Raw genomic sequence first — 22,616 nt, forward strand, 5'->3', positions numbered from 1 at the left:
CGGAGCGGCCCCACCGCTCATCGGCCGGGGCCGGGGCCCGCGGCCCCGGTGCGTACCACCCGCAGGTCCAGGGCCACCGTTCCGTCCGTGGCGGGCCGCACACCGGTGACGGTGACGGCCGTGCCCGCCAGTTGCTCCTGGTCGAACAGCGCCCGTGCCAGCGGGTTGATCAGATGTGTCTCCAGCAGCATGCCGATGCCCCGGCCGCCGTTGTCGACATCCGCCGTGCAGTAGCTGGACAGCGCCTGATGCGCCTCGTCGGAGAGGCGCAGATGCACCCCCTGGTCCTCGCGCAGCACCCGCTGGATGTTGCCCACCTGGGAGTCGAAGATCTCGGCGGCCACCTTGGCGTCGATGTAGTCGAAGACCACCACATTGCCGCCGAACCGGTTCATCAGCTCCGGCCGGCCGATCCCCTCCACGAAGTGTTCCTTCACATTGGCCAGGATGATCTCCTCGAGCTGGTGGTACGGCATACCGGGCTCGGCCACCCGCCCTTCGCGCCCGCCCTCGCCGGTCCGTTTCCTGACCCCGAGGTTGGAGGTGAAGATCAGCACGCATTCGCTGAAGTACGTGGTGACCCCCTGCCCGTCGGTGAGCCGGCCGTCCTCGAGCACCTGGAGGAACTTGTCCAGCACCCCCTTGTCGGCCTTGTCGATCTCGTCGAACAGCACCACCCGGAAGGGGTCGTTGCGCACCGCCGTGGTCAGCTCGCCACCCGCCTCGTAGCCCACGTATCCCGGCGGTGCGCCGAGCAGCCGGTCCACCGAGTGCGGTGCGGAGAACTCGCTCATGTCGAAGCGCAGACAGGCGTCCTCGGTGCCGAACAGCAGCTTGGCCACCGATTTGGCCAGCTCGGTCTTGCCGGTGCCGGTCGGCCCGGCGAAGAACAGCACACCGCGCGGCCGGCTGCCGGGGTGGGACGCCTGGGCGCCGGACAGTCCCAGTGCGGCGCGCTTGAGGATGTCGAGGGTCTTGCCGACCGCCTTCTCCTGACCCTTCACCCGCGCCCGCAGATCCGCCTCGCCCTTCTTGATCTGCGCGCGGATGTAGTCCGCCTGCCACGGGTTGTCCTTGACCCCGAGCTGGTAGACCCGGACCGCGTCCCGCATCTCGGCGAACGACATCCCGCGGTCGAGTGCCATCCGGGCGCTCTCCCGCATCGCGCGCAGGGTCAGCCCGGCGGTGGCGCGGGCGAAGGTGTCGAGGTCGTGCTCGTCCGGCCGCCGTTGCTTGTCGAACCGCACCGGCCCGCCGTCCCCGCTGTCCTCGGGCGCGGACGCGGCGGTGTGCTCCTCGGCCAGCAGCTCGGCCATGCGCCGTCTGCTGCCCAGGTCGGGCAGCGGGATGCCGATGGTACGGACCCGTTCGCTGCCCGCCACCAGCCAGGTGGGCAGGTCGCGCTCCCCGTCGGCGAGCCAGATCACGGGGTTGAACAGCCGCCTCCCGCTGCCCGGGGAGGAGATCGGCCGCGCGTCCTCCGCCAGCTTCAGGCAGTTGAGGAAGAAGTCCCGCTCCGCGTCGCTGAGCCGGGTGACATCGGTGGGGATCCGGGCGGCGTAGTCGATCAACAGCACCACCCGATAGGGCTGTTGGCGCTGTGCGGTGTCCGGGCGGGGCCGTCCGTCCGGTGTCTTCGGCTGCCGCCCCTGCTGCTTCCAGCCGCTGACGATGTCCCCCAGGGTCCGCTCCGCGTCGGCCAGGTGGACAGGGGTGTCGGCGCGCCGGGCGCGGCCGGGTCTGGTGGCGTCCCGTCCGTGCAGCAGCTCGCGGACCTCCTTGGCGGCGGGGCCCGCGACGACGGTGAAGCCATCGGCGATGTCGAAGCGGATCAGCGCCTCGTACCCCTCCTGCCACAGCGCGTTCCACAGCACCTCGGTGAGGGTGTGGTGGGCGTCGTACGTCCGCTCGGGGCCGCCCTCGTCGGGGTCCTTGTCGTGGCGGACGAGGTGGATGTCCCGGATGCTGCCGTGCAGGACGTACTGGGAGTGGACGCTGAGCGTGCCGACCAGCTCCTCGGCGAAGGCCGGGAGGCTGCGGTCCGCGCGGCCCGGGGACGTGGGACCCGGGGATGTGGGGCCCGACGACGTGGGACCCGGGGACGTGACTGCCTCGATCATGACTGCGTCTCCTGGTCACGGTGGCGGACCTTGGGTCCGGTGCGGTGGTCATGGGCGGGGCGGGCCGCCGTGCGCGGGACCGGCCGCGCGGGTGGCTCGTCGAACTCGAACGGCACGCTGAGCCCGGCCCGTTCGGCCAGCTTCCGCAGCTCCCGCAGATGGTCGGGGGCCTCCACACACCGCTGCCAGTCCAGGTCCAGATCGTCGTCGGTCTCCTCGGCGGGGTCGCGCTCGCGGTGCATGGTGGCGACCCGGGCGGTGCCCTCGGCGTCCACGCTGATGCGCAGCCAGTGGTCGTCCCCCCAGCCCGGCGGGGTCCAGTCGATGAACTGCACCGCTCCGGAAGTGGCGTATCCGGCCGTCTCGGGCTCCGAGCGCTGGACCGCCGCGCGTATCACCTCCGCGGCGTACATCCGCTGGTACGCGTCGACCCGCTCCCCGACGCGGGCCGCGACGCGGGCGCGCTCGGTCTCCTCCAGCGTCCCGCCCTGGTGCAGGAATCGCTCCAGGACGGCGATCTCCGCCCCGGCGTCGGGCAGCGGAACGGGGGTGCCCGGGTGGTCGGCGCGGAGGAAGGCGAGCTGCTGGGCGGCCCACTCCTCGGCCTCCTGCCGCCGCTCGGCGTCACGCGAGACCCGCTCGGCGAAGCGGGCGGCCTCCCGCAGATGGCGCTTGGCCGCGGCGGGCCGCTGGGCGGCCACTTCCGCGGCGACGGTGACCTTCTCCTCCACCAGCCGGTAGTCGGTCACCGCCACGTTCCGCGGGAGCGTGGCCAGCAGGTCCGCGCCCAGCCGCAGCACCTCCTCCTCGCTCGGGGCCGCGGTGGCGGCGGGCGGCGGCTGTGGCAGCGCATCGCGCGCCTCGGCCTCGGTGGCGGCCTCCTCATACGCCTCCAGAGCCTTGACGCGGCGGGCGCGCAGGCCGGCGTGCCAGCCGGAGTCCGCTGGGTGCGCCCCGGCCACCGGGCGGGCGGCGGCCTCCATGGTGGCGCGTGCGTACGCGGCCTCCGCGTGGCGCAGCCGGCGGTCGGTGTCGGCCAGCCGTCGCCACACCTCGTCCAGGCTCATACCGGTCAGGGCCAGCGGCGGCGGCAGGTCGGGCGGCTCAGGCGGCCCGTCGGGTCCGGCTGCCGCGGCGGCCCGCCGGATGCGCACGCGCAGGGTGTCGAGGCGGGCGTTGGCCCGGACGGCGGCGAACGCGGCGTCCCGCCAGCACTCGGCGGCCTGCCGGGCGTCCAACTGCCGCTGCCGCAGCTCGGCCTGGTACTCGGCGGCGCGGATGGCGGCGGCCGCGAGCACCTGCGCCCCGGCCATGGTGGCGCGGCCGACGAGCAGCGCCCCGCTGAGCGAGCCGAGGCCGATCAGGGCGGGCACCATCAGGTCGTGCAGCTGGTCCATCGCGGCGTGCAGCGCATGGCCCCCGGCGTTCTGCACGGCGTCGCCGATGTGCTGTCCGACGCCGGTGCCGATGTGGTCCGACAGACCGGTGCCCTGGACCGTCTGATGCGGCACCCCGGTGTTCTGGACGGTGTCCTGGACCGTGTTCTGAAACGTGTGCTGGACGGTCTCGGCGGCCGGAGGCTGGGGGAAGTACACATCCGGCATCACCTCGCCGATGCTGGGGATCGCCTGGCCTGAACTCATGTGACACTCCCTGACGTGGGCGGGGCCGCCGCCCTCGGTCGGCCGGGGCGGACCCGGTCGTCCCGGCCGCGCAGCTCCGCCACATAGCGGCGCCAGCACCGCGTCCGGTGCCAGGTCCACCAGAGAAGAACGGCCACCGTGGCGGCCGGCCACACCCAGGGGGCGTAGGCCACGGCGGCCCACAACAGGGCGATGGCCGGGATGATCAGCAGGCCCCGGACGGGGAAGCGCGAGCCGGGGCGGTGGATGAACCGGGCCACGGGCGACCCACGGTCGATCAGCAGCCCGGCCAGCGAACGGTCCGGGTGGTAGCCGGGGCTGCCGATGCGATACGCCGTCCACAGCTCGAGCGCCAGCACGGCGGCGGCCGCCGGGACGACCAGCATCCACGCCGTCAGCACCGCCCGCTGAGCGGGCCATCCCACCACGTCACCCAGGCCGATCGCGAAGATCCACGGGAGGACGAGGCCGACGGCTCCGCCGAGGGCCCAGCCGAGCGTGGGCAGCATGTCCTGTCTGCGCACCCACAGCATGGCCACGTCCAGGTCGCGCTCCTGGCGGCGCAGGGCCCGCTCCTCGTTCACCCGGCCCTGCGCCTCGGTGGACTCCTGCTCGGCGAATCCGGCCAGCCACTCGGCCAGTTGCATCCGCACCAGGTCGTCGGGGTCGCGCAGCAGCCTGCCGTACCAGGCCACCGGCTGTGGGAACGCCGCCTGGATCCGGGCGGTCCGCTCCTGGAGCCTGCGCCGGTGCGCGGTGGGGGCCGCGGCGAGTGAGAGGAGGGCCGCGAGCCGGGAGCGGTCGAGCCTGGTGGCGGCGCGCACCTCGGCACGGCGGTCGCGCAGCCAGGGCGACGCGTGCAGCGCCTCGTCCACGGTGTGCTGCCAGCGGGAGCGGGCCGTCAGCCAGCGCTGCTGCACCTCGGCGAGCCCTTCGCCGCCGGGCCGCGAGTCCAGCAGCGGCAGGATGGTGTGGTCCCGCAGGTCCGCCACGACGGAGAGGGCGAACTCATCGCCGCGCCCGGCCTCCCGCAGCAGATCTCCCAGCCCCGCGTGGTCCAGCGGCACCCCTCGGTAGGAGGCGTCGAGGGTGGGGCCGAGCCAGGAGATCAGCCGCACCATGGTGACCGGCTTGGGCTCACGCGGCGGCGTGGCGGGGTGGTGCGGCTCCAGGAGGCCGAGCAGCGCCGTCAGCTCCTCGGCGTCGCGGCCCGGCACACCCTCGAACTGCCGGAGCCAGCGGGTGAATTCGCCACGGCCGCGCCGCCGGGAGAGGAGCTGCCGTGCGGGCCGCCAGTTCTCGCTGAACGCCCTGGCCAGCTGCTTCGGCCGGGTGTACCGCTCGTCGAGGAAGGCGAACGGCTCGATGTCCGGGTCGTCCGCCGGGTCCGAGGCGCCGGGGGCCGCGCCCGTCTCCCAGGGGGCGACCGGTGGCGAACCGCCCACCAGCCACTGCGCCACCTCGTCGGTGCCCCAGCGGTGGTCGGGGTCGCGGGTGAGCAGGCCCCGGCACAGCAGCCGCAGCCGGTGGTCGGCGACCAGGGACAGATCCGGGGCGCGGGAGCTGATCTCCTCGCGGACGAAGTCGTTGTCGGTGAACCGGATGGGGTGGCGTCCCCCGGCCATCTCGGCGACGATCATGCCGAGCGACCACCAGTCGGCAGGCGGATGGATCAGCTGGTGGCGCAGGGACGCCTGCGGGGACATGTAGAGGGCGGTGCCGACCCAGCGCTCGTCCCGGGTGTAGCGCTCGGCGGGTTCATGGGCGGAGACGGCGAAGTCCACGAGGACGAGGTCCGGGGCGGCCGGGTCGAGGCTGCCGAGCACGATGTTGGCGGGGCTGAGGTCCCGGTGCACGATGTTCAGTTCGTGCAAGGTGGTGAGGGCCTCGTGCAACTGCCGTACGACGCTGTGGATGAGCACGGGGTCGGCCGGGCCGGGATTGTCCCTCAGATGTCCGGCCAGGTCGGTCTCGCCGTACGAGGGCGCCAGGTCGTACGGATGGCCGTCGGCCCCGGTGTCGCTGGTCTCGGTGAAGTGGGTGAGGTGGCGGCGCGGGCGGTCCCGCAGCAGCTCCCACACCCGGCGGTCCGGGGCGTGGCCGCGGTGGTACCACTTCAGGATGTGGCTGCCGCGGTCGTCCTCGACACGGTAGACGGCCGCCTGGTGCGGATGGTCGGGGCGGCGCAGCACGGCCCTCAGGCGGAACCGGCCGCGCAGCGAGACGGGCAGCGCTCCGGTGTCCCCGCGCAGGTCGCGACCCCCGTCCGCGGCCTGCGCCGAGGCTGCCGAGGCCGCCGAGGGGATCTCGTCCTCGGTGGGCCCGGCCGATGTGGCGGCCGCCGACGGGGGCGGCTCCTCGTGTTCGGTGGGCGGCGGCCCGGCGTCGTGCGCGCGCTGCCGCTCTTCGGGCTCCCCGGAGATCCCGTACTCCTCGTCGTCCTCGTATTCCGTGGGGGGCGGCTGCTGGTGCGGCTGGGTCACAAAGGTCACCTCGTGAACGGGCGGGGGTTGTCGGATTCATGGCGGCGACGAGGGCGGGCGGGGCCGCCGGGCCGTGGATCAAGAAAGCGGAAACCCGGAAATCGGAAATCTGTTCCAGCACGGCGTGAATTCCCGGCGGTACAAAGCCCGGCAGCCCGGCAGGGAACGGCCGCCGGAGACCGATTTCCTCTTTCCCGGCCGGTCGCTAGCCTGGTGACCATGAGTCAGGAGCCATTTGAGTCAAATTTGCCCACATACGATCAACTCCTGGAAGAACTCAAAGGCATACGCAGGCCCGGACTGCCAGATCTGCGCAACATCGATCGGCCGGCGCTGCGCGCCGCGGCCGTGGCGGGCGGCTTCTGCGATGGCTCCGACGACGCCCCGGCCGGTATCGAGGCGCTGCTCAAGGAGGCGGTACGGCGCCTCGGCGAGCGGGACCTGCTGGGCCGGGCCGCGGCCCACACCTTCGGGCTGCTGCCCGACCGCCGGGGCGCGCCCGCCCATGACCGCCGTAAGACGGCCGCCGCCGTGTACGGAGTCACCTCCGAGCGGTTCCGTAAGCACCAGGAACCGCAGGTCGTGCAGCAGCTCGCCGAGGCCGTGCTGACCATCCTGCGCGAGCCGCCGGTCCTCTCCGGCGGGCAGGGCTCGATGGGACTCGGCCCCGGGCCGGGCGCCGGGGCCCAGCGCCCCGGCGGACCGAGCCCGGCCGGGCAGAGCCCTCTCGCGCGGGGCGGGCGGAGCGGCCGGAGCGGCGGGAGCGGCCAGGAGCCTCCGCTGCGGGTCGACAGCGTGCCGGTGGACGCGCAGAGCACGTTCACCCTCCATGTCTCGCCCATCGAACTGCTGCGGGACATCGAGGTGCTGGTCTCCTCGGAGAACGTCTACCTGGAGATGTCCAAGACCTTCCGCCCCACCGTCTCCGGCGCGCTGCGCCTGGCCGCCGCCGTACGCGACCCGGCCGGGGAGATCGTCGACGATGTGCTCGCCCGCGAACTGGCCGCGTGGCTGCGCGCCCACGGCCGCCCAGGGCTGCCGATCCGGCCGGGCACGGTGGTGCCCACCTCGCCGGGAACGCTCGCCGCGCGCGGCGTCCGGCGGATCTACCACGCCGCGGTGGCCACACCGCTGGACGACACGTACGATGTCCGCCCGGAGAGCATCGCCCGCGCGGTCAGCGCGTGCTTCGCGCTCGCCCGGGCCGAGCGCGACCGCTATGAGCCCGCCCTGTCCTCCATTTGCTTTCCGCTGCTCGGCGCGGGCCGGGGCGGGCTGGCACCGGCGGTCAGCGCGACCTGGCTGCGCTGGGCGATCCGCGATGAACTCGCCCGGGACGCCCGCTGGCGGGTGCACCTGGTGGTCCGCAGCCGGGAGATCGCCGAGGCCGTGGGCGCGCTGTGAGCACAGCGGCGGAGGCCACGGCGCCCCGGACCACGGTGGCCGGTGCCACGACCGGACCGGCGACAGCCACCCCAGCCACGGCCACCCGGCCCGCAGCGGCCCTGACCACGGCCGCCCGGTCCGCCGCGTCCCCGACCGCAGCCGCCGGCCCCGCCGCACACCACGCCGACCGAGCGGCCGCGCGCCCTGCCGACCGGCCAGCCGCGCGCCCTGTCGACCGACCGGCCACGCGCCCTGTCGACCGACCAGCCGCGTGCCCTGCCGTCTGGCCCACCACGCGCCGTACCAGCCGCGCCGGCGCCCCCGCTCAGGGGCGCCAGCTCGCAGCGGTGAGGGCGATACCCGCCCGCCGCAACCGACGCTCCAGCGCGGCCAGTTCGCCGCGCCGCGGCACTCCGTAGAGCCGCACATCGCCGTCCCCCTCGACCATCTGCAAACGCGGCCCGCTCTCCGTACGGGCCAGATGCTCCTGGTAACGCGCCCGCCCCCGCGCCGTACGCGGCCGCATGCGCTGGTTGGCCGAGCCGCGCCACACCAGGGCGGTGGGCTCGGCCGCCCGGTAGCGCCCGGTCACCAGCACATCGGCGTGGCGGACGGCGGCGGAGCGCGCCGCGTCGGCTTCCACTTCCTCCTCCTCGTATCCCGTGTACAGGAGGATGTCGATCTCGCGGCCCGCCGCCGGGCCGCCCGGTGCCACCGCCTCCGCGCGGGCCCGCGCCGCCCCGGCCAGCAGGGCCTCCAGGGCGGCGGGCTGGTCGAGCGGTTCGCCGCCGCTGACCGTCAGCCCGTCGGCGCCCCGGGCCAGCGCCGCGCGCCAAAGCCCGAGCAGGGACGACACCGTACGGGAGGCGCCGCCCAGCGGATCCCAGGTGTGCCGGGACATACAGCCGGCGCACGCCAGCCCGCACCCCTGGGACCAGATGCCCAGGCGCCGCCCCGGGCCCAGGGTCTCCACCGGAAAGTGCGTCTGGCTGATCCGGAGCGTGGGCTCCGCGCACCCTGGAACGTTCTCCACCGACCCATCTCCCATTCCCCCGAGGTCGTGTTCCGAGATTCATGATCAAAGAGGCGTGGCCCCGGAACCGTTCCAGTATGACCCGGCGTCAGGCATCGACGAGGGCGTTCTCCGGTCGACTTCCGGGCGTTTTCAGGATCGTGTCCTATGGGGAGCATTCCCGGGTACGACCTCATCGATACGGTCTGACAGGGAATCGAATCGACAACGACATCGCCATCGTCATCCACATCGACTGCGAGTCCTTTGCGGGAGAAAGCGGAATTCCACTGTCCGCAATGCGGCTGTCCGGAGCGGGAATTTCCGCACCGGGGAAATCGGGGGATCCATTTCCATGATCACAAGCGACAGTGTCAACAGGGTGGTGCGCCGGGGAAGGCTCGGCCGTACCGCCCGCTTCGCGGCCCGGTGGCGGGGCAAGCGCGACGGCGCCCGCGGCGTCCCCCGCGTCCCGCTCCCGGCGCCGCCCGGGGAGGAGCGGGGCAAGACGCCCCCGCCGCCCATCGAGCCACCGGCTCCCGAGCTGCTGATCACCCCGTATGTGATGGAGGTGCGCACCGGCGTCCGCCGGGCCACCGAGCAGATGCGCGCCGCCCTCATCGGGCGGGAGCACGCCCTGCTCAGCAGGTTGCGCGCGGAGTCGGTGCGCGTGGTCACCCAGTACGACGTCCGGGAGGACCCCCGGCCCGCGGCGCTCGCGCGGTACGGCCACTGGATGGGCCAGTGGCGCACCAGCGTGGACCGGTGCCGGTCGCATGCCCAGGCCGTCGTCGACCAGGCCAACCAGCGACTGGCCTGCTACTGGGACGCGGTGCGCGAGACCCACCCCCAGCTCTCCCGCCTTCCCCGGCGTCCGCCCGGGGACTGGCTGCCCGGCCGGGTGGAGTTGGACGGGTCCTGGTACCGGCCCGACGTCTGGCTGCTGGCCGACGACGACGGCGCCCGCACGGCCACCTCCCGGGCGCTGCACATACTCGAACGGCAGAACACCGACCGCGTCGACGGGAGGACCTCGCGATGACCGTCCACACCGTCCACCACCCCGCTCCGGAACGTCCGGGCGCCCGGCGGCGCCGGAACCGGCGGCGCGCGCTGACCGCCGCGCTGGCGTTCGCCCTCGCGGCGGGCGGCACGGCCTGCGGCTCCGACGAGCCGTCACGCTACTCCCGGACATGTGGCGTCGTGGTCGACGGCTCCGGCTCGGCGGCCGCCTCCCGGACCGGCTTCGACGCGGAGGCCAAGCTCAAGGCCACCCTCCAGAGGTTCCTGGCGGACAAGAAGTGCCGCAAGACGTCCTTCGCCCCGATCACCAAGGTGTCCGAGGCGTCCAAGTGCCAGGTCAGCCCGCTGGATCTGGATCCGAACACCTCGAAGACCGCCGACCGCGAGCGGACCCGCACCACCATGCGCGCGGTGGCCCTCTCCAACGCCCTGAAGCTGCTGCGCTGTGCCCAGAAGGAGGAGCCCGGCTCCGATGTGCTCGGGGGGCTCTCGCGCATCGGGCTGTCCAAGCCGTCCGGCGCCGACGCGTCGTTCGACGTCCTGGTGGTGAGCGACTTCGACCAGGGCGACACCGACTTCCGGCTGGGGCGGCAGGACCTGTCCACCGCCGCGAGCCGCCGGACCGTCATCGACGACTTCCTGAAGTCGCACGGCAGGCCGGAGCTGTCCGGCGCCGACATCTACCCGGTGGGCTACGGCATGAAGTACGGCACCGACACCTCCCGGTACGAGCAGTTCAACTCCTTCTGGACGGAGCTTCTGGAGGGGAGGGTGAAGGCACATGTCCACACCACCTACCGCCGGTGACGACGAGGCACCGCGGCGGCTGAGGCTGCGCCGCCGCAGGGCCGACGCGGACCGCGGGCGGCGCGGCGGGCGGACGGCCGCGCGGCGGTTCCCCGACGGGGCGCTGCCGCAGCCCGAGCCCGTCGCCTCGGATGTCATCCGGGCCGGTGACAGCGCCTGGCTGCTGGACCGGGCGCGCAAGCACGGCGCCTCGGCGGCCTCGCGCAAGGTCTTCGACCCCTGGGTGCTGGCCAGTCCCGACCGGGTGTCCTACTTCGCCGAGCTGGCCAGTCTGCGCAACAAGGTCAGACACCGGCTCGCCGAGGAGCAGGCCCGGGCCGAGGAGGACGGCGCGCTGGAGGCGAGCCGGGTGCGGGCGGCCGCCACCGCCGCCGGAGTGCGGCTGGAGCGGGCGGACCGGCAGCGGGCCGCCCTGGAGCAGCAGCAATCGGTGACCATCGACCAGCTGGACCGGCTGGCGCGGCGGGCCGACCGGTGGCAGACCTTCCGCGACGCCGTGCGGGGCGGTTTCGAGCGCCGGTGGCTGCGTGCCCGTATGCCCGCCGACGCGGGCGACGCCACCGGTCCCGAACGGCCGGGCGCCACGCGGCCCGAGGACGAGCCGGAGACCACCGGTGGCCACGCCCACTGGCAGGCGGTGTCCGACCACGATCCGGTGGCGGAGGCGGACGCGGCCCAGCGTGCCCTGTCCACCAGGGCGGCGTGGGAGGGCGCGGCGGCGCGCCCCGGTCTGCCGCGCTGGATGAAGTTCGGGGTGCTTGCCGCCCTGATCGTGGTCGAACTGCCCGTCTACTACTCGGTGTTCGAGAATCTGCACGGTGTCGGGCGGTTCGCCGATCTGCTCTCCTACAGCCTCATGGTGGCCGTGGCCGTGGCGATGATCCTCGCCCCGCATATCGCGGGCTGGATGCTGCGGCGGCGCTCGGCCACCGGCGCGGTCCGGCTGTCGTCCGTGCCCGCCCTCGCCCTGCTGGGCATATGGGCGTACGGCGCCTGGGCGTTGGGGGATCTGCGGGCCAAGGTGGCGTTCCGGGAGGAGCCTCCGCTGGATCTGCCGCCCGATGTGGCCGCGGATGTCGGGGACAGCGTGAGCAATCCACCGAGCCTCATCGAGTCCCTGCACCTGGACCCGCACAGCGTGTCCTGGATGTTCATCGCGCTGCTGCTGCTCTCCGGTGGCATCGCCTTCCTGATCGGGCTGGGCGAGGAGCATCCGTATCTGGCGGCGTACCGGACCACGGCCGAGCGGCTGCGGGAGCTGGAGCGGGACATCGAGACGGATCTCGCCGGCTCCGAGCGCGCCAGGGAGGCCGAGGCCACCGTGGGCGCCCGCGCGGGCGCCCGCCGCGCGGCCCATGAGGAGCGGCTCTACGCGGTCGACGAGCTGTACGAGGCGGCGGCCCACGCCTACCTGGACGGCGTGGCCATGGAGTCCGGCGATCCCGCGGTCACGGAGGCCGCCATGCGGCTGTCCAGCCAGTGGCCGCTGCTGCCGCGCTGAGGGCGTGCGCCACCGAGAAGACACACGGAGACCCACGGGGGGGGTGGCGATGGAGCCGAGGGCACCGTCGCAGTACATACTCATCACACAGTGTCTACAGAACGACTTCTTCCTCAACCTGGACTGCCAGTTGTCCCTGCCGGACGGCGCGGTCTCCAAGCTGCTGCTGGACAGCGAGAGCGGTGCGTCCCTCCGCACGGAGGGCCACCGCCGGGTGCTGTCCGAGGCGGAGCTGCGCCGTTCGCCACTGGCCCGCTTCCTCGACGCCACCGTGGGCTCCCGGATGCGCGGCCACGGGGACGGGGTCCTGCATCTGATCAACATCCGTGACTGGCATGTCCCGGGAGAGGCGTACGACCTGGAGCGCAGGCAGTACGGTGCGCATTGCGAGGCCGGCACCTGGGGGGCGGCGTACGTCGACGGGCTCACGGACGTGCTGGCCCCGGAGCTGCGCGCGCCCGCGGACGCCGAGGACGGCTGGGGCGGGAAACTCCGCGTCCACCATGTGCGGTCCAACACCCTCTTCGACTTCCAGCACAGCTCCGGCGGACGTCCCGACCTCAGCGAACCGGCGCCGCTGACGACGCTGCTGGACGGTCTGCTGGGCGACGGACGGCAGGAGACCACGCATGTGGTGGTGATCGGTGTCCTCACCGACATCAAGGTCCAGCTGCTGCTGACCGGTATCCGCTCCCGCTACGACGTGCGGCAGCTCGTCGTCTCGGACGCGCTCACGGCCAGCAGGACCCTGGAGCGCCATCTGATGGCCCTGGACTTCTGCCAGCGTGTGCTGCACACGGAGGTGATGATCGGTCTGGCGGAGCTGGCCCGTTTCCTGGGCTCGCGGCCGGACGACGACCGGCCGCTGTCCCGTGGCGGGGACGCGGAGTTCGTGGGCTACTCCTCGTACATCCAGGACAAGCAGGGCATCCTGTCCTACGAGGACGCCAGGATGCGGGACTATCGCATCCAGACCGCGGAACGCCTCCGACGAGCGCAGCACACGGTGGGGTTCGCCAGCAAGTTCCTGCTGGGGCTGGGCACTTGTCTGCTGGCCAGCGCGCTTCTGCTGTCGCTCGTCGGGGTCTTCCTCCCGGACCGTATCGGGTGGCAGAGCCCCGCCGTGCTCGGCGCGCTCGGGGTGGGGCAGATCGTCACGTTGTTCTTCGCCCGGCCGGTCCGATCGGTGCAGGACGCGCTGGCGGAGGAGACCCGCTACCGGATGATCCTGGAGAGCCGCAGTCTGAAGGTGGCCCTGGCCCGCTTCCACATCACCACGGCGGCCGCGCTCAGACGGCATGACGATGTCGAGGGACAGACCGATGCTCTGGCCCGGCAGTTGGAGATCCTGGAGAAGATGGACACGGCCGACTTCGAACAGCTGAAGCAGCTGGGGGTGGACCCGCGCACCGAGTCGACCGGGGCGGGCCGCCCCCGCAGAAGGGGCCGCTCACAGGCCTCCTGACCACCTCGTCCGGCCGTCTGCCCGTCCGGCTGAGCGGCCCCGGCCGTCAGACCTGGACCACCGGTGCCTGGAGTTCCGTGACCCACTCGTCGCGGTTCTCCGGGCACTCCAGGTTGATCTCCCGGGGATAGCCGGCCGACCGGTAGCCGTTGCCGTCGATCCAGTGGGCCAGGGCCTGGGCCGTGGGCACCACGGCGTCCATCGGGCCACGGTGCACGATGGTCGCGGCCCGGTCGACGGGCGGGAGATCGAGGATCCTCAGGTCCGCACCGTCCCGGAGCGGGGCGGAGACCTGGACGGCGGCGTGCACGGTCACGGCGCCACCGCCTTCCGGTGCGTCCTCGTAGTACGCGACACCGGGGCCCGTCGGGGTGATGCCCGCCGCGCCGAGGCGCCGGAACAGCTCGTCGTAGAGGGGTGTGATGACCGGGCCGATGTCCTGGGGTTCGAATCCGGCGGCGGTGGCGGTGAGCTCCGCGACCCGCACCGCGGGGAGGGTCTTGATGACGACGTCGTTCGTGGGCATGTGCCCCTCGCTCTCGATCGACCGGAGCCTCGCCTCGACCTGCACCAGCCGTGCCGCCGTGGCGGCCACCGTGGCCTCCAGCTCGGCCCGCCGCAGCCGCAGCATGCCGCGCAGCTCCTCGGTGCCGACCTTGTCGTCCACGATGTCCCGCACCTGCTGGAGGGTGAAGCCGAGCTCTTTCAGCGCGATAATCCGGTTCAGCCGGCTGAGCTGGGCGGCCGAGTAGGAGCGGTATCCGGTGGCGGGGTCGACATGGGCCGGGCGCAGCAGTCCGGTGGCGTCGTAGTGGCGCAGCATCCGGACCGAGACGCGGCCGTGCCGGGCGAAGTCTCCGATGGTGAACATGATGGCTCCGAGTTCAGCGCCTGACACGGTGTGAGGGTCAAGGGGCGGCCGGATCAGTCCGGCAGCCCCCTGGCCAGCAGAACGGCGCCGTGCAGTGACGACAGCCCGCCCAGTGTCGCAGCCCGGACCGGTGGCAGCGGATGCCCAGGCCGCTCCAGTGCCGTCGTGCGCTCGGCCACCATCGCCACGAGCTCCGGCATCGCCGCGGCGAACCCTCCGCCGATCAGCACGAGCGAGGGACGGACCAGCTCGCACACACCGGCCACCGCCGTGGCCAGGGCCCGGCCACTCTCCCGCAGCGCCGCCACGGCCCACTGCTTGCGGTCCCGCACGGCCTCGCGCAGCGCGGTGAAGGCCACCTCCTCGCCCCGTCGACGCGCCGCCCGGCGCAGGGTCGCCGGGCCCGAGGCCGCCGCCTGGACGCAGCCGCGCCGGCCGCAGTCGCACAGCGGTCCGTCACGGTCCACGATCAGATGGCCGACCTCGCAGGAGCCGCGGCCCACACCGGGGACGGGCCTTCCGTTCAGCACGATGCCACCGCCGATCCCGGTGCCGACGCCGAGGTAGAGCAGATCGGGGCAGCCCGCTTCGTGTGCTTCGGCGAGGGCGGCCAGATCACCGTCGTCGGCGCAGCGCACCTCGGCCTCGCCGAAGAGCGCGGACAGCGCGCTCCGCAGCTGCACTCCCACCCAGCCGGGGCGGCCGGGCCAGGCGGTGACCGTGCCGGTGGCGTCGAGGGTGGCGGGCAGCGCGACCCCGACGCCGGTGAGCCGCTCGGGCTCGCACAGCTCCCTGATGTGCCGCGCCAGCAGCTCCAGGTCGCGGGTGGCGCCGCCGGATGTGATGGCGTCCGTACCGTCCGGCTCCGCCCAGCGGAAGGAGGATTCGCGGATGCTCAGGTCGTCGTGTTCGAGGCGCAGCGCCACTTTGGTGCCGCCCACGTCGATTCCCAGATGACTGATGGTCGCCTCCCGGCTCGTCAGCCTTCGCGGTGGGGGATGACGGCGTGGCGGGCGCTCAGTCCGGCACCATTTCGAGCAGGGCGCGTGCGGCGAGCCGATAGCCCATGGCGCCGAGCCCGAAGATGACGCCCGCGGCCAGCGGTCCGGTCACCGACTCATGGCGGAACTGCTCACGGGCCCAGACATTCGACAGATGCACTTCTATCCAGGGCCGCGGATAGTTGGCCAGTGCGTCCCTAAGCCCCCATCCGGCCATCATGAGGGCTGCCGGATTGATGATGGCGCCGACCGTGTCGTAGTTCCCCTGAATGGTTTGGATGATCTCGGCTTCGCCATCGAACTGGTAGGAATCCACTTTCCAGCCGCGCTCCGCGACCTCTTCTCCGACCCAGCGCTCGATGTCCTGCAACGTATCCGTGCCATAGATCTCGGGCTGGCGCTTCCCGAGGATGCCGAGATTCGGCCCGTTCACCAACAACAGCCTGCTCACTGCGCACCTCACCATGTGGGATCGGCTGAATTACAGCGGCTCATCATGGAAGTGCCATTTATAGCACGGCACCCCTGGCCTGGGCGTGGGAGTTTGGTCAACCGCGCTTTTAAGGGGGCTATAGGGGGGCCCTGAGGGGGAATGACGTTTCGCCCGCCGTCCGGTTAGCGTGCTAATGCGTCCGCCGCGGACCTGCCTCCATAACGCATTAAGGGAGTAGGGAAATCATGAGCAATGATGTGCGACTGCGATCCGAGCTGCCCGCATGGCCGCAGTACGGCGACGAGGAGCGCGAGGCCCTGATCCGGGCCCTGGACCAGGGGCAGTGGTGGCGCATCGGGGGCGGTGAGGTCGATGCCTTCGAGGCGGAGTTCGCCGCGGCCCATGGCAGCGAGCACGCGCTGGCGGTCACCAACGGGACACACGCGCTGGAGCTCGCCCTCGAGGTGCTCGGCGTCGGCGCCGGCTCCGAGGTGATCGTTCCCGCGTTCACCTTCATCTCCTCCTCGCAGGCCGCGCAGCGGCTGGGCGCGGTGGCCGTTCCGGTGGACGTGGACCCGGACACGTACTGCATCGATCCGTCGGCGGTCGAGGCGGCCATCGGCCCGAAGACCCGCGCGATCATGCCGGTGCACATGGCGGGCCAGATGTGCGACATGGACGCCCTGGACAAGCTGTCCGCCGACTCGGGGGTGCCGCTGATCCAGGACGCGGCCCACGCCCACGGGGCGCGATGGCGCGGCAAGAGGGTCGGTGAGCTGGGCTCGGTCGCGGCGTTCAGCTTCCAGAACGGCAAGCTGATGACCGCGGGTGAGGGCGGCGCCGTGCTCTTCCCCGACGCCGAGATGTACGAGAAGGGCTTCGTCCGGCACAGCTGTGGACGCCCGCGCACCGACCGCGGCTACTTCCACCGCACCTCGGGCTCCAACTTCCGGCTGAACGAGTTCTCCGCCTCGGTGCTGCGCGCCCAACTCGCCCGTCTCGAGGACCAGATCACCACGCGGGAGCGGCGCTCGCCGGTGCTGAACCGGCTGCTCGCCGAGATCCCCGGGGTCGTACCGCAGTCGCGCGACGACCGCGGCGACCGCAACCCGCACTACATGGCGATGTTCCGGGTGCCGGGCATCACCGAGGAGCGCCGCGCCAAGGTCGTCGACATGCTCATCGAGCGCGGGGTGCCCGCCTTCGTCGCCTTCCGCGCGGTCTACCGTACGGCCGCCTTCTGGGAGGTCGCGGCGCCCGATCTGACGGTGGACGAACTCGCCCGCCGCTGCCCGCACTCCGAGGCGCTCACCCGCGACTGCATATGGCTGCACCACCGGGTGCTGCTGGGCAGCGAGGAGCAGATGCACGAAGTGGCCGCCGTCGTCGCCGACGTGCTCGCGGGCGCATGAGCGGCCCGCAGATCGGCGAGACGCCGATCCGGACCGCCGTGGTGGGGCTGGGGTGGGCGGCCCGCTCGATCTGGCTGCCCCGGCTCCTCCGCAACCCCGCCTTCACCGTGACCGCCGCGGTGGATCCCGACGAGCGCGGCCGCGCGGCCGTGGCCGAGACTGAGGGCATGGACCGGTTACCGGTGCTGGCGGCGGTCCATGACCTCGATCCCGCCGAGGTGGATCTGGCGGTGGTCGCGGTGCCCAACCATCTGCACTGCGCGGTCGCCGGCGAGCTGCTGGCCAAGGGCATTCCGGTGTTCCTGGAGAAGCCAGTGTGCCTGACCTCGGAGGAGGCCGAGCTGCTGGCCGCCGCGGAGCGCTCCGGCGGCGCGGTGCTGCTGGCCGGCAGCGCGGCGCGCTACCGCGCCGATGTGAGCGGGCTGTACCGGATCGCCGCCCGGCTGGGCCATATCCGCCATGTCGAACTCGCCTGGGTGCGGGCGCGCGGCGTACCCGACCGGGGCGGCTGGTTCACCCAGCGGTCGCTCGCGGGCGGCGGGGCGCTGGTCGACCTGGGCTGGCATCTGTTCGACATCGCGGTTCCGCTGCTGGGCACCGCCGCGTTCCGGCACGCCATCGGCACCGTCTCCTCCGACTTCATCACCCAGCGGTCCTCCCGGGCCGCGTGGCGCGGCGACGACGGCGGCCCGGCGCTCCCGGGCACCACCGAGGGCACCACCGATGTCGAGGACACCGCGCGCGGGTTCCTCATCACCGACGACGGCCGTTCGGTCGTACTGCACGCGAGCTGGGCCTCGCACGAGGAGCTGGACACCACCCGGGTCACGATCGACGGCAGCGGCGGCAGCGCGACCCTGCGCTGCACCTTCGGATTCAGCCCGAACCGCCTGGAGAGGTCCACCCTGACCCGCACCGTCGACGGTACGACCCGCCCGGTGGCCGTACCCACCGAACCGATCGGCACCGAGTACGACCGGCAGCTCGACATGCTTCCCGCGCAGTTGCGCGACCCGGCGGGGCGCGGGCGGGTGATCGAGGAGGTCCGCCGGACCATCGGGGCCATCGAACGGGTCTACGCCTCGGCCCGGATCCCCCGGGAGCTCCGGGAGTCGGCGCCGGTGTGAACCGCGCGCCCCGCCTCCTCGGTTCCGCCGTCGTCATTTCCTGCCACGGGCCGGACTTCCGGTCCGCGTTCCACGGGCCGGACTTCCGGTCCGCGTTCCACGGGCCGCGTTTCCGGTCCGCGTTCCAAGGACCGCATCCGAGACCCGGACCGGCGGTCCGCCGTACCAGCCGTGCCCGCACTACGGGAGTGCTCAATGACCAGCCATCCGATCAGCCACGACGGCCCGCCCTCCGGCGCGGGTATCGCCCCGATCACCTCGGTGGTCTTCGACCTCGACGGTGTTCTCGTCAACAGCTTCGCGGTGATGCGCGAGGCATTCACCCTCGCCTACGCCGAGGTCGTCGGCGACGGTGAGCCGCCCTTCGAGGAGTACAACCGCCACTTGGGCCGCTACTTCCCCGACATCATGCGGATCATGGGTCTTCCGCTGGAGATGGAGGGCCCGTTCGTCCGCGAGAGCTACCGGCTCGCCCACCTGGTGGAGATGTTCGACGGTGTGCCCGAGCTGCTGTCCGAGCTGCGCCACCGCGGGCTGCGGCTCGGGGTGGCCACCGGGAAGAGCGGCCCACGGGCGCGCTCGCTGCTCAACACGCTGGGAATTGATGGGCAGTTCGATGTGATCCTCGGCTCCGACGAGGTGGCCAGGCCCAAACCCGCACCGGACATCGTGCTGAAGGCGATGGAGGTCATGGGCTCGGACCCCGACCGGACCGTGATGGTCGGGGACGCGGTGACCGATCTGGCCAGCGCGCGGGGGGCCGGGATCACCGCCGTGGCCGCGATGTGGGGCGAGACCGATGAGAAGACCCTGCTCGCGGCGGAGCCCGATGTGATCCTGCACAAGCCGTCCGAACTGCTGTCGCTGACGGTTCCGTAGGTTCGCCGAGGCTCGTGGCGTTCCGCGGGGCTCGCGTCCCGTACGTCAGCAGCCGGGCAGGCGGTGACGTACGGGACGCGGCGGGCAGGCGGTGACGTACGGAGAGCGGAGGGCAGGCGGTCATGAGCCGCCACCCGCCGCGCCCCGCGTCATCGCTTGGGCTCAGCCCGCCAACCGCACCGGTTCCGCGGCCTTTTCCGCCGCGGCCAGCAGTGCGCTGATGTCCTCGCGGGCGCGGGCCACACGGGAACGTACGGTGCCGATGGGGCAGCCGGTGGCGGTGGCGGCGTCCGCGTACGGCAGGCCGAGCACCTTGGTCAGGAGGAACATCTCACGGCGGGCCGGGGCGAGCGCCGCCAGCAGATCCATGAGCACGACCCCCTCGTCGAACCCGGGGAGCCCGACGGGCTGCGCCCGTTCGGCCACCTCCTGCCAGTCTTCCGCGTCCAGGGTGCGGGGACGGGCGGCGGCCATGCGGTAGCGGTCGACGACCACACGGCGGGCGATCGACAGCAGCCACGTCCGGGCCGACGAGCGGCCCGCGAAGCGCGACAGCCCGGTCAGCGCCCGCAGATACGTCTCCTGGGCGAGGTCCTCACAGCCGTGGGGATCGGCGCTGAGATGGAGTACGAAGCGGCGCACATCGCGGTAGGTGGCGCGGATGAAGTGGTCGACCGCGTCACGGTCGCCGTCACGGGCGGCCAGCGCCCATTCGGTGACCTCGCGGTCGTTCGCCGCGGTGGCGAAGCCGTGCCCGTGCACGGCAACGGGCTGCACGGCTCTTCTCGGCGCGGCGGACAGCGTAGGGGAAGGCATCGTCAAACGTCCTTCGGAAGGCGGTGAACGGCACACCGGCATGCGCCACCGGCGCGTGAGGACGCGGCGGGGCGGCGAGAGGCAGGCGGTACCGACGGATGGGGCCGACGCCGGACAGGCGCCGGTTACTCCGCCCGTCACCGGCGCGCACCCCGAATCGGGGCGGACCCCACATCGGAGCAGGGGAAGGACGGGCGGTTCAGCAGACGGCGAACCGCGCCGGTGGCCCTCTGCGGAGGATGACGTGCCGGAGCAGGACTCCGCGCAACCGGCGGGCGACGGCCGGTGCGGACGGCCACGCGGGCAGCGGAGTGGCGCCCGCGCCCAGGATGCGCAGGGCGAGGACGAGCGGGACGAACAGCAGGGCCGCGAGCGCACGGCCGAGCCGGAAGACGGCCCGCTCACCGCGCCACAGCCACCACCCGCAGATCAGCGCGGCGAGAAGGTGGGCCGTGGCCATGCCCGGCCCGCCCGGACCCGCCCAGGGCCACGGCAGATGGCCCAGGGACGGCGCGGTGGCGGACATCGCGTCCGTGCCATGGTGCATATGGCCCATGGCGGCGCCGCTCATCGGGGCGGCGCCCATGTCCCGCACCCCCGGACGCCCGTCGCCCGTGGCGCTTCCCGCCACGGGAGCGGCCGTCGCCTCCGCGAACCGGAACGCCATGTGCAGACCGAGTTGCGCGACCACCGTCGCACCGGTCACGACCAGCGCACCACGCTCGCGTCCGGTGACCCACCATGCGGCGGCCGTCGTCCCTGCGAACGCGGCGGCCACGGCCCACACCGGCAAGGTGTCACCGGACATCAGCGTGTGTCCGAGCGCCGTCACCACGACGCACACCGCCGCGAACACGGCGGCTCGTGCGAGGCGGAAGGGTGGCCCGGCGGACATGGCAGCCATGGTGCCAGCCGCCGCCGGTGTGCGTGACGGTGGCTCAATCTTCATCACGCGGGTGACAAGCGTGGCCGGTGAACCCGCCTCCACCTGACCTCTGTGAGCCAGTTCACAGAAGGTGCCCGGAACTCATCCACGTGTTCACCCGACGACTCAACCGGCGCTGCCAGCAACGCGTCCGCCTCCCGCCGTCGCCCCCGAACCAGGAGTCGTCCATGTCCGCTGAACCCCTCGCCCCGGCCACGGGCGACTCCCCGGACGATGCCGCCGACAAGGAACAACACTCCCCCACCGGACCCGGCGAGGCCGGGCCGGGTGGCTCCGTATGGGCCGCCCTGCGGCCGCTGGTGCTGCGGCTGCACTTCTACGCGGGCGTACTGGTCGCGCCGTTCCTGCTGGTCGCGGCCGTGACCGGGCTGCTGTACGCCGGATCGTTCCAGGCCGAGAAGCTGGTCTATGGACATGAGCTGAGCGTCCCCGTGGGCGATCGCGAACTGCCCATCTCCCAGCAGGTGGCAGCCGCGCGCAAGGCCCACCCGGAGGGTGAGATCAGCGCCGTACGCCCCTCCCCCGAGGACGGCGCCACCACCCGGGTGCTGCTCTCCGGCGTCAAGGGTGTCGATCCCGACCACACGCTGGCCGTCTTCGTCGACCCGTACACCGGGAAGGTGCGCGGGGCGCTGGAGCAGTACGGCTCCAGCGGCGCCCTTCCGCTGCGCACCTGGATCGATGAATTCCACCGCGATCTGCACCTCGGGCAGACCGGCCGCCTCTACAGCGAACTCGCCGCCAGCTGGCTGTGGGTCATCGCGCTCGGTGGTGTGGTGCTCTGGCTCAGCCGTCGCCGTAAGAAGCGCACGCTGCGGGCCGTCGCCCTGCCCGAGCGTGCCGCCACCGGCCGTAAGCGCACCATGTCCTTCCACGGCGCGGCCGGGCTGTGGGTGGCGCTGGGGCTGCTGTTCCTGTCCGCCACCGGTCTGACCTGGTCCACCTACGCGGGTGCCAAGGTGGAGGACCTGCGCACCGCCATCGGCCAGACCACCCCGGCCGTCTCGGCCACCGTCGGCGGTGGCGAACACACCGGACATCACATGGGCTCCGGCTCGATGCCGGGGATGGACATGGGCGGTACGGGCGAGAAGGCCGGGCACCCCGCCGATGTGGGCCTGGACACCGTTCTGCGGGCCGCCCGCGCGAAGGGCCTGGACAACCCCGTCGAGATCGTGCCGCCCGCCGAGCCGGGCAGTGCGTATGTCGTCAGCCAGATCCAGCGCAGCTGGCCCGAGAAGCAGGACTCGGTGGCCATCGATCCGGCCACGGGCGAGGTGACCGACGTCCAGCGGTTCGCCGACTATCCGGTGCTCGCCAAGCTCACCCGCTGGGGCATCGACCTCCACACCGGAAACCTCTTCGGCCTCGTCAACCAGATCGCCCTGGCCGCTCTCGCGCTCACGCTGATCCTCCTGATCGTCTGGGGCTACCGCATGTGGTGGCAGCGCGGCCGCGCCTCCGCGTTCGGGCGGCCGATCCCGCGCGGTGCGTGGCGACGGGTGCCGGTGTATGTCCTCCTCCCCCTGGCCACGGTCATCGCCGTGATCGGCTACTACCTGCCCCTGCTCGGCATCCCGCTCGCCGCCTTCCTGGCCGTCGACATCCTCATGGGCGAGATCGCCCGCCGACGCGGCACCACATCCGCCACCTGAGCCGACGGGTCCGAGTCACCAGCAGGCGTTTGCCAC

General features: G+C 72.6%; 18 protein-coding genes. 9 read left to right on the top strand and 9 right to left on the bottom strand.

Going from position 1 to position 22,616, the window contains the following annotated elements; all coding sequences use genetic code 11:
• Nucleotides 1-17: 17 nt before the first annotated feature.
• The 3 genes from ACT2CW_RS14125 to ACT2CW_RS14135 are packed head-to-tail and all read right to left on the bottom strand — an operon-like array spanning nucleotide 18 to nucleotide 6,246.
• Nucleotides 18-2,120, bottom strand: coding sequence for an AAA family ATPase (locus tag ACT2CW_RS14125; protein WP_445516801.1), 2,103 nt, complete (start codon nucleotides 2,118-2,120; stop codon nucleotides 18-20).
• Entirely contained in the window at nucleotides 2,117-3,763 is a 1,647-nt protein-coding gene (locus tag ACT2CW_RS14130; protein WP_445516802.1) for a hypothetical protein, read from the bottom strand. Before ACT2CW_RS14130 ends, ACT2CW_RS14125 begins: the two co-directional genes overlap by 4 nt.
• A complete protein-coding gene (locus ACT2CW_RS14135) occupies nucleotides 3,760-6,246 on the bottom strand; it encodes a protein kinase domain-containing protein (protein ID WP_445516803.1) in 2,487 nt (828 codons plus the stop codon). The genes ACT2CW_RS14130 and ACT2CW_RS14135 overlap by 4 nt, the downstream gene beginning before the upstream one ends.
• A 246-nt stretch (nucleotides 6,247-6,492) precedes the next feature.
• Here ACT2CW_RS14135 and ACT2CW_RS14140 point away from each other — a divergent pair, with 246 nt between their 5' ends.
• Nucleotides 6,493-7,650 carry a macro domain-containing protein gene (locus tag ACT2CW_RS14140; RefSeq protein WP_445516804.1) on the top strand — a complete coding sequence of 386 codons (1,158 nt, stop codon included), beginning with the start codon at nucleotides 6,493-6,495 and terminating at the stop codon, nucleotides 7,648-7,650.
• A gap of 307 nt (nucleotides 7,651-7,957) precedes the next feature.
• On the opposite strand, the gene ACT2CW_RS14145 is transcribed toward ACT2CW_RS14140, so the two are convergent.
• Nucleotides 7,958-8,665 (bottom strand): 4Fe-4S cluster-binding domain-containing protein, encoded by a 708-nt coding sequence (locus ACT2CW_RS14145; protein WP_445516805.1) that lies wholly within the window; start codon nucleotides 8,663-8,665, stop codon nucleotides 7,958-7,960.
• Between the two features lie 334 nt (nucleotides 8,666-8,999).
• Here ACT2CW_RS14145 and ACT2CW_RS14150 point away from each other — a divergent pair, with 334 nt between their 5' ends.
• The 4 genes from ACT2CW_RS14150 to ACT2CW_RS14165 are packed head-to-tail and all read left to right on the top strand — an operon-like array spanning nucleotide 9,000 to nucleotide 13,440.
• Nucleotides 9,000-9,686 (top strand): hypothetical protein, encoded by a 687-nt coding sequence (locus ACT2CW_RS14150; RefSeq protein WP_445516806.1) that lies wholly within the window; start codon nucleotides 9,000-9,002, stop codon nucleotides 9,684-9,686.
• Nucleotides 9,683-10,474 carry a hypothetical protein gene (locus ACT2CW_RS14155; RefSeq protein WP_445516807.1) on the top strand — a complete coding sequence of 264 codons (792 nt, stop codon included), beginning with the start codon at nucleotides 9,683-9,685 and terminating at the stop codon, nucleotides 10,472-10,474. Before ACT2CW_RS14150 ends, ACT2CW_RS14155 begins: the two co-directional genes overlap by 4 nt.
• Nucleotides 10,449-11,975 carry a hypothetical protein gene (locus tag ACT2CW_RS14160; protein ID WP_445516808.1) on the top strand — a complete coding sequence of 509 codons (1,527 nt, stop codon included), beginning with the start codon at nucleotides 10,449-10,451 and terminating at the stop codon, nucleotides 11,973-11,975. The genes ACT2CW_RS14155 and ACT2CW_RS14160 overlap by 26 nt, the downstream gene beginning before the upstream one ends.
• A gap of 49 nt (nucleotides 11,976-12,024) precedes the next feature.
• Nucleotides 12,025-13,440 carry a hypothetical protein gene (locus ACT2CW_RS14165; RefSeq protein ID WP_445516809.1) on the top strand — a complete coding sequence of 472 codons (1,416 nt, stop codon included), beginning with the start codon at nucleotides 12,025-12,027 and terminating at the stop codon, nucleotides 13,438-13,440.
• Between the two features lie 46 nt (nucleotides 13,441-13,486).
• Here ACT2CW_RS14165 and ACT2CW_RS14170 read toward each other — a convergent pair whose 3' ends face one another.
• The 3 genes from ACT2CW_RS14170 to ACT2CW_RS14180 all read right to left on the bottom strand — a co-directional run bounded on the left by ACT2CW_RS14170 (nucleotide 13,487) and on the right by ACT2CW_RS14180 (nucleotide 15,763).
• The gene (locus ACT2CW_RS14170) at nucleotides 13,487-14,311 is read right to left on the bottom strand and encodes a MerR family transcriptional regulator (protein WP_414081780.1); all 825 of its coding nucleotides are present in this window, start codon (nucleotides 14,309-14,311) and stop codon (nucleotides 13,487-13,489) included.
• A gap of 53 nt (nucleotides 14,312-14,364) precedes the next feature.
• A complete protein-coding gene (locus ACT2CW_RS14175; RefSeq protein ID WP_445516810.1) occupies nucleotides 14,365-15,252 on the bottom strand; it encodes an ROK family protein in 888 nt (295 codons plus the stop codon).
• A gap of 76 nt (nucleotides 15,253-15,328) precedes the next feature.
• Nucleotides 15,329-15,763: a type II 3-dehydroquinate dehydratase gene (locus ACT2CW_RS14180; protein WP_445516811.1), complete on the bottom strand. Its 435-nt coding sequence runs from the start codon at nucleotides 15,761-15,763 to the stop codon at nucleotides 15,329-15,331.
• Between the two features lie 227 nt (nucleotides 15,764-15,990).
• Here ACT2CW_RS14180 and ACT2CW_RS14185 point away from each other — a divergent pair, with 227 nt between their 5' ends.
• From ACT2CW_RS14185 to ACT2CW_RS14195, 3 genes are all read left to right on the top strand, one after another.
• Complete coding sequence (locus ACT2CW_RS14185; protein WP_445516812.1) at nucleotides 15,991-17,157, top strand: DegT/DnrJ/EryC1/StrS family aminotransferase; 1,167 nt, start codon at nucleotides 15,991-15,993, stop codon at nucleotides 17,155-17,157.
• Nucleotides 17,154-18,284, top strand: coding sequence for a Gfo/Idh/MocA family protein (locus ACT2CW_RS14190; RefSeq protein ID WP_445516813.1), 1,131 nt, complete (start codon nucleotides 17,154-17,156; stop codon nucleotides 18,282-18,284). The genes ACT2CW_RS14185 and ACT2CW_RS14190 overlap by 4 nt, the downstream gene beginning before the upstream one ends.
• A 195-nt stretch (nucleotides 18,285-18,479) precedes the next feature.
• Nucleotides 18,480-19,163, top strand: a complete 684-nt coding sequence (locus ACT2CW_RS14195; protein ID WP_171072478.1) for an HAD-IA family hydrolase — start codon at nucleotides 18,480-18,482, stop codon at nucleotides 19,161-19,163.
• A gap of 162 nt (nucleotides 19,164-19,325) precedes the next feature.
• Here the strand turns inward: ACT2CW_RS14195 and ACT2CW_RS14200 are convergent, their stop codons facing one another.
• Nucleotides 19,326-19,979, bottom strand: coding sequence for a sigma-70 family RNA polymerase sigma factor (locus ACT2CW_RS14200; RefSeq protein WP_445516814.1), 654 nt, complete (start codon nucleotides 19,977-19,979; stop codon nucleotides 19,326-19,328).
• Nucleotides 19,980-20,178: 199 nt separating this feature from the next.
• Nucleotides 20,179-20,874 carry a hypothetical protein gene (locus tag ACT2CW_RS14205; protein WP_445516815.1) on the bottom strand — a complete coding sequence of 232 codons (696 nt, stop codon included), beginning with the start codon at nucleotides 20,872-20,874 and terminating at the stop codon, nucleotides 20,179-20,181.
• Between the two features lie 218 nt (nucleotides 20,875-21,092).
• Here ACT2CW_RS14205 and ACT2CW_RS14210 point away from each other — a divergent pair, with 218 nt between their 5' ends.
• Nucleotides 21,093-22,580 (top strand): PepSY-associated TM helix domain-containing protein, encoded by a 1,488-nt coding sequence (locus ACT2CW_RS14210; RefSeq protein ID WP_445516816.1) that lies wholly within the window; start codon nucleotides 21,093-21,095, stop codon nucleotides 22,578-22,580.
• Nucleotides 22,581-22,616 lie beyond the last annotated feature (36 nt).

The sequence above is a fragment of the Streptomyces sp. NEAU-174 genome (genome assembly GCF_052665095.1).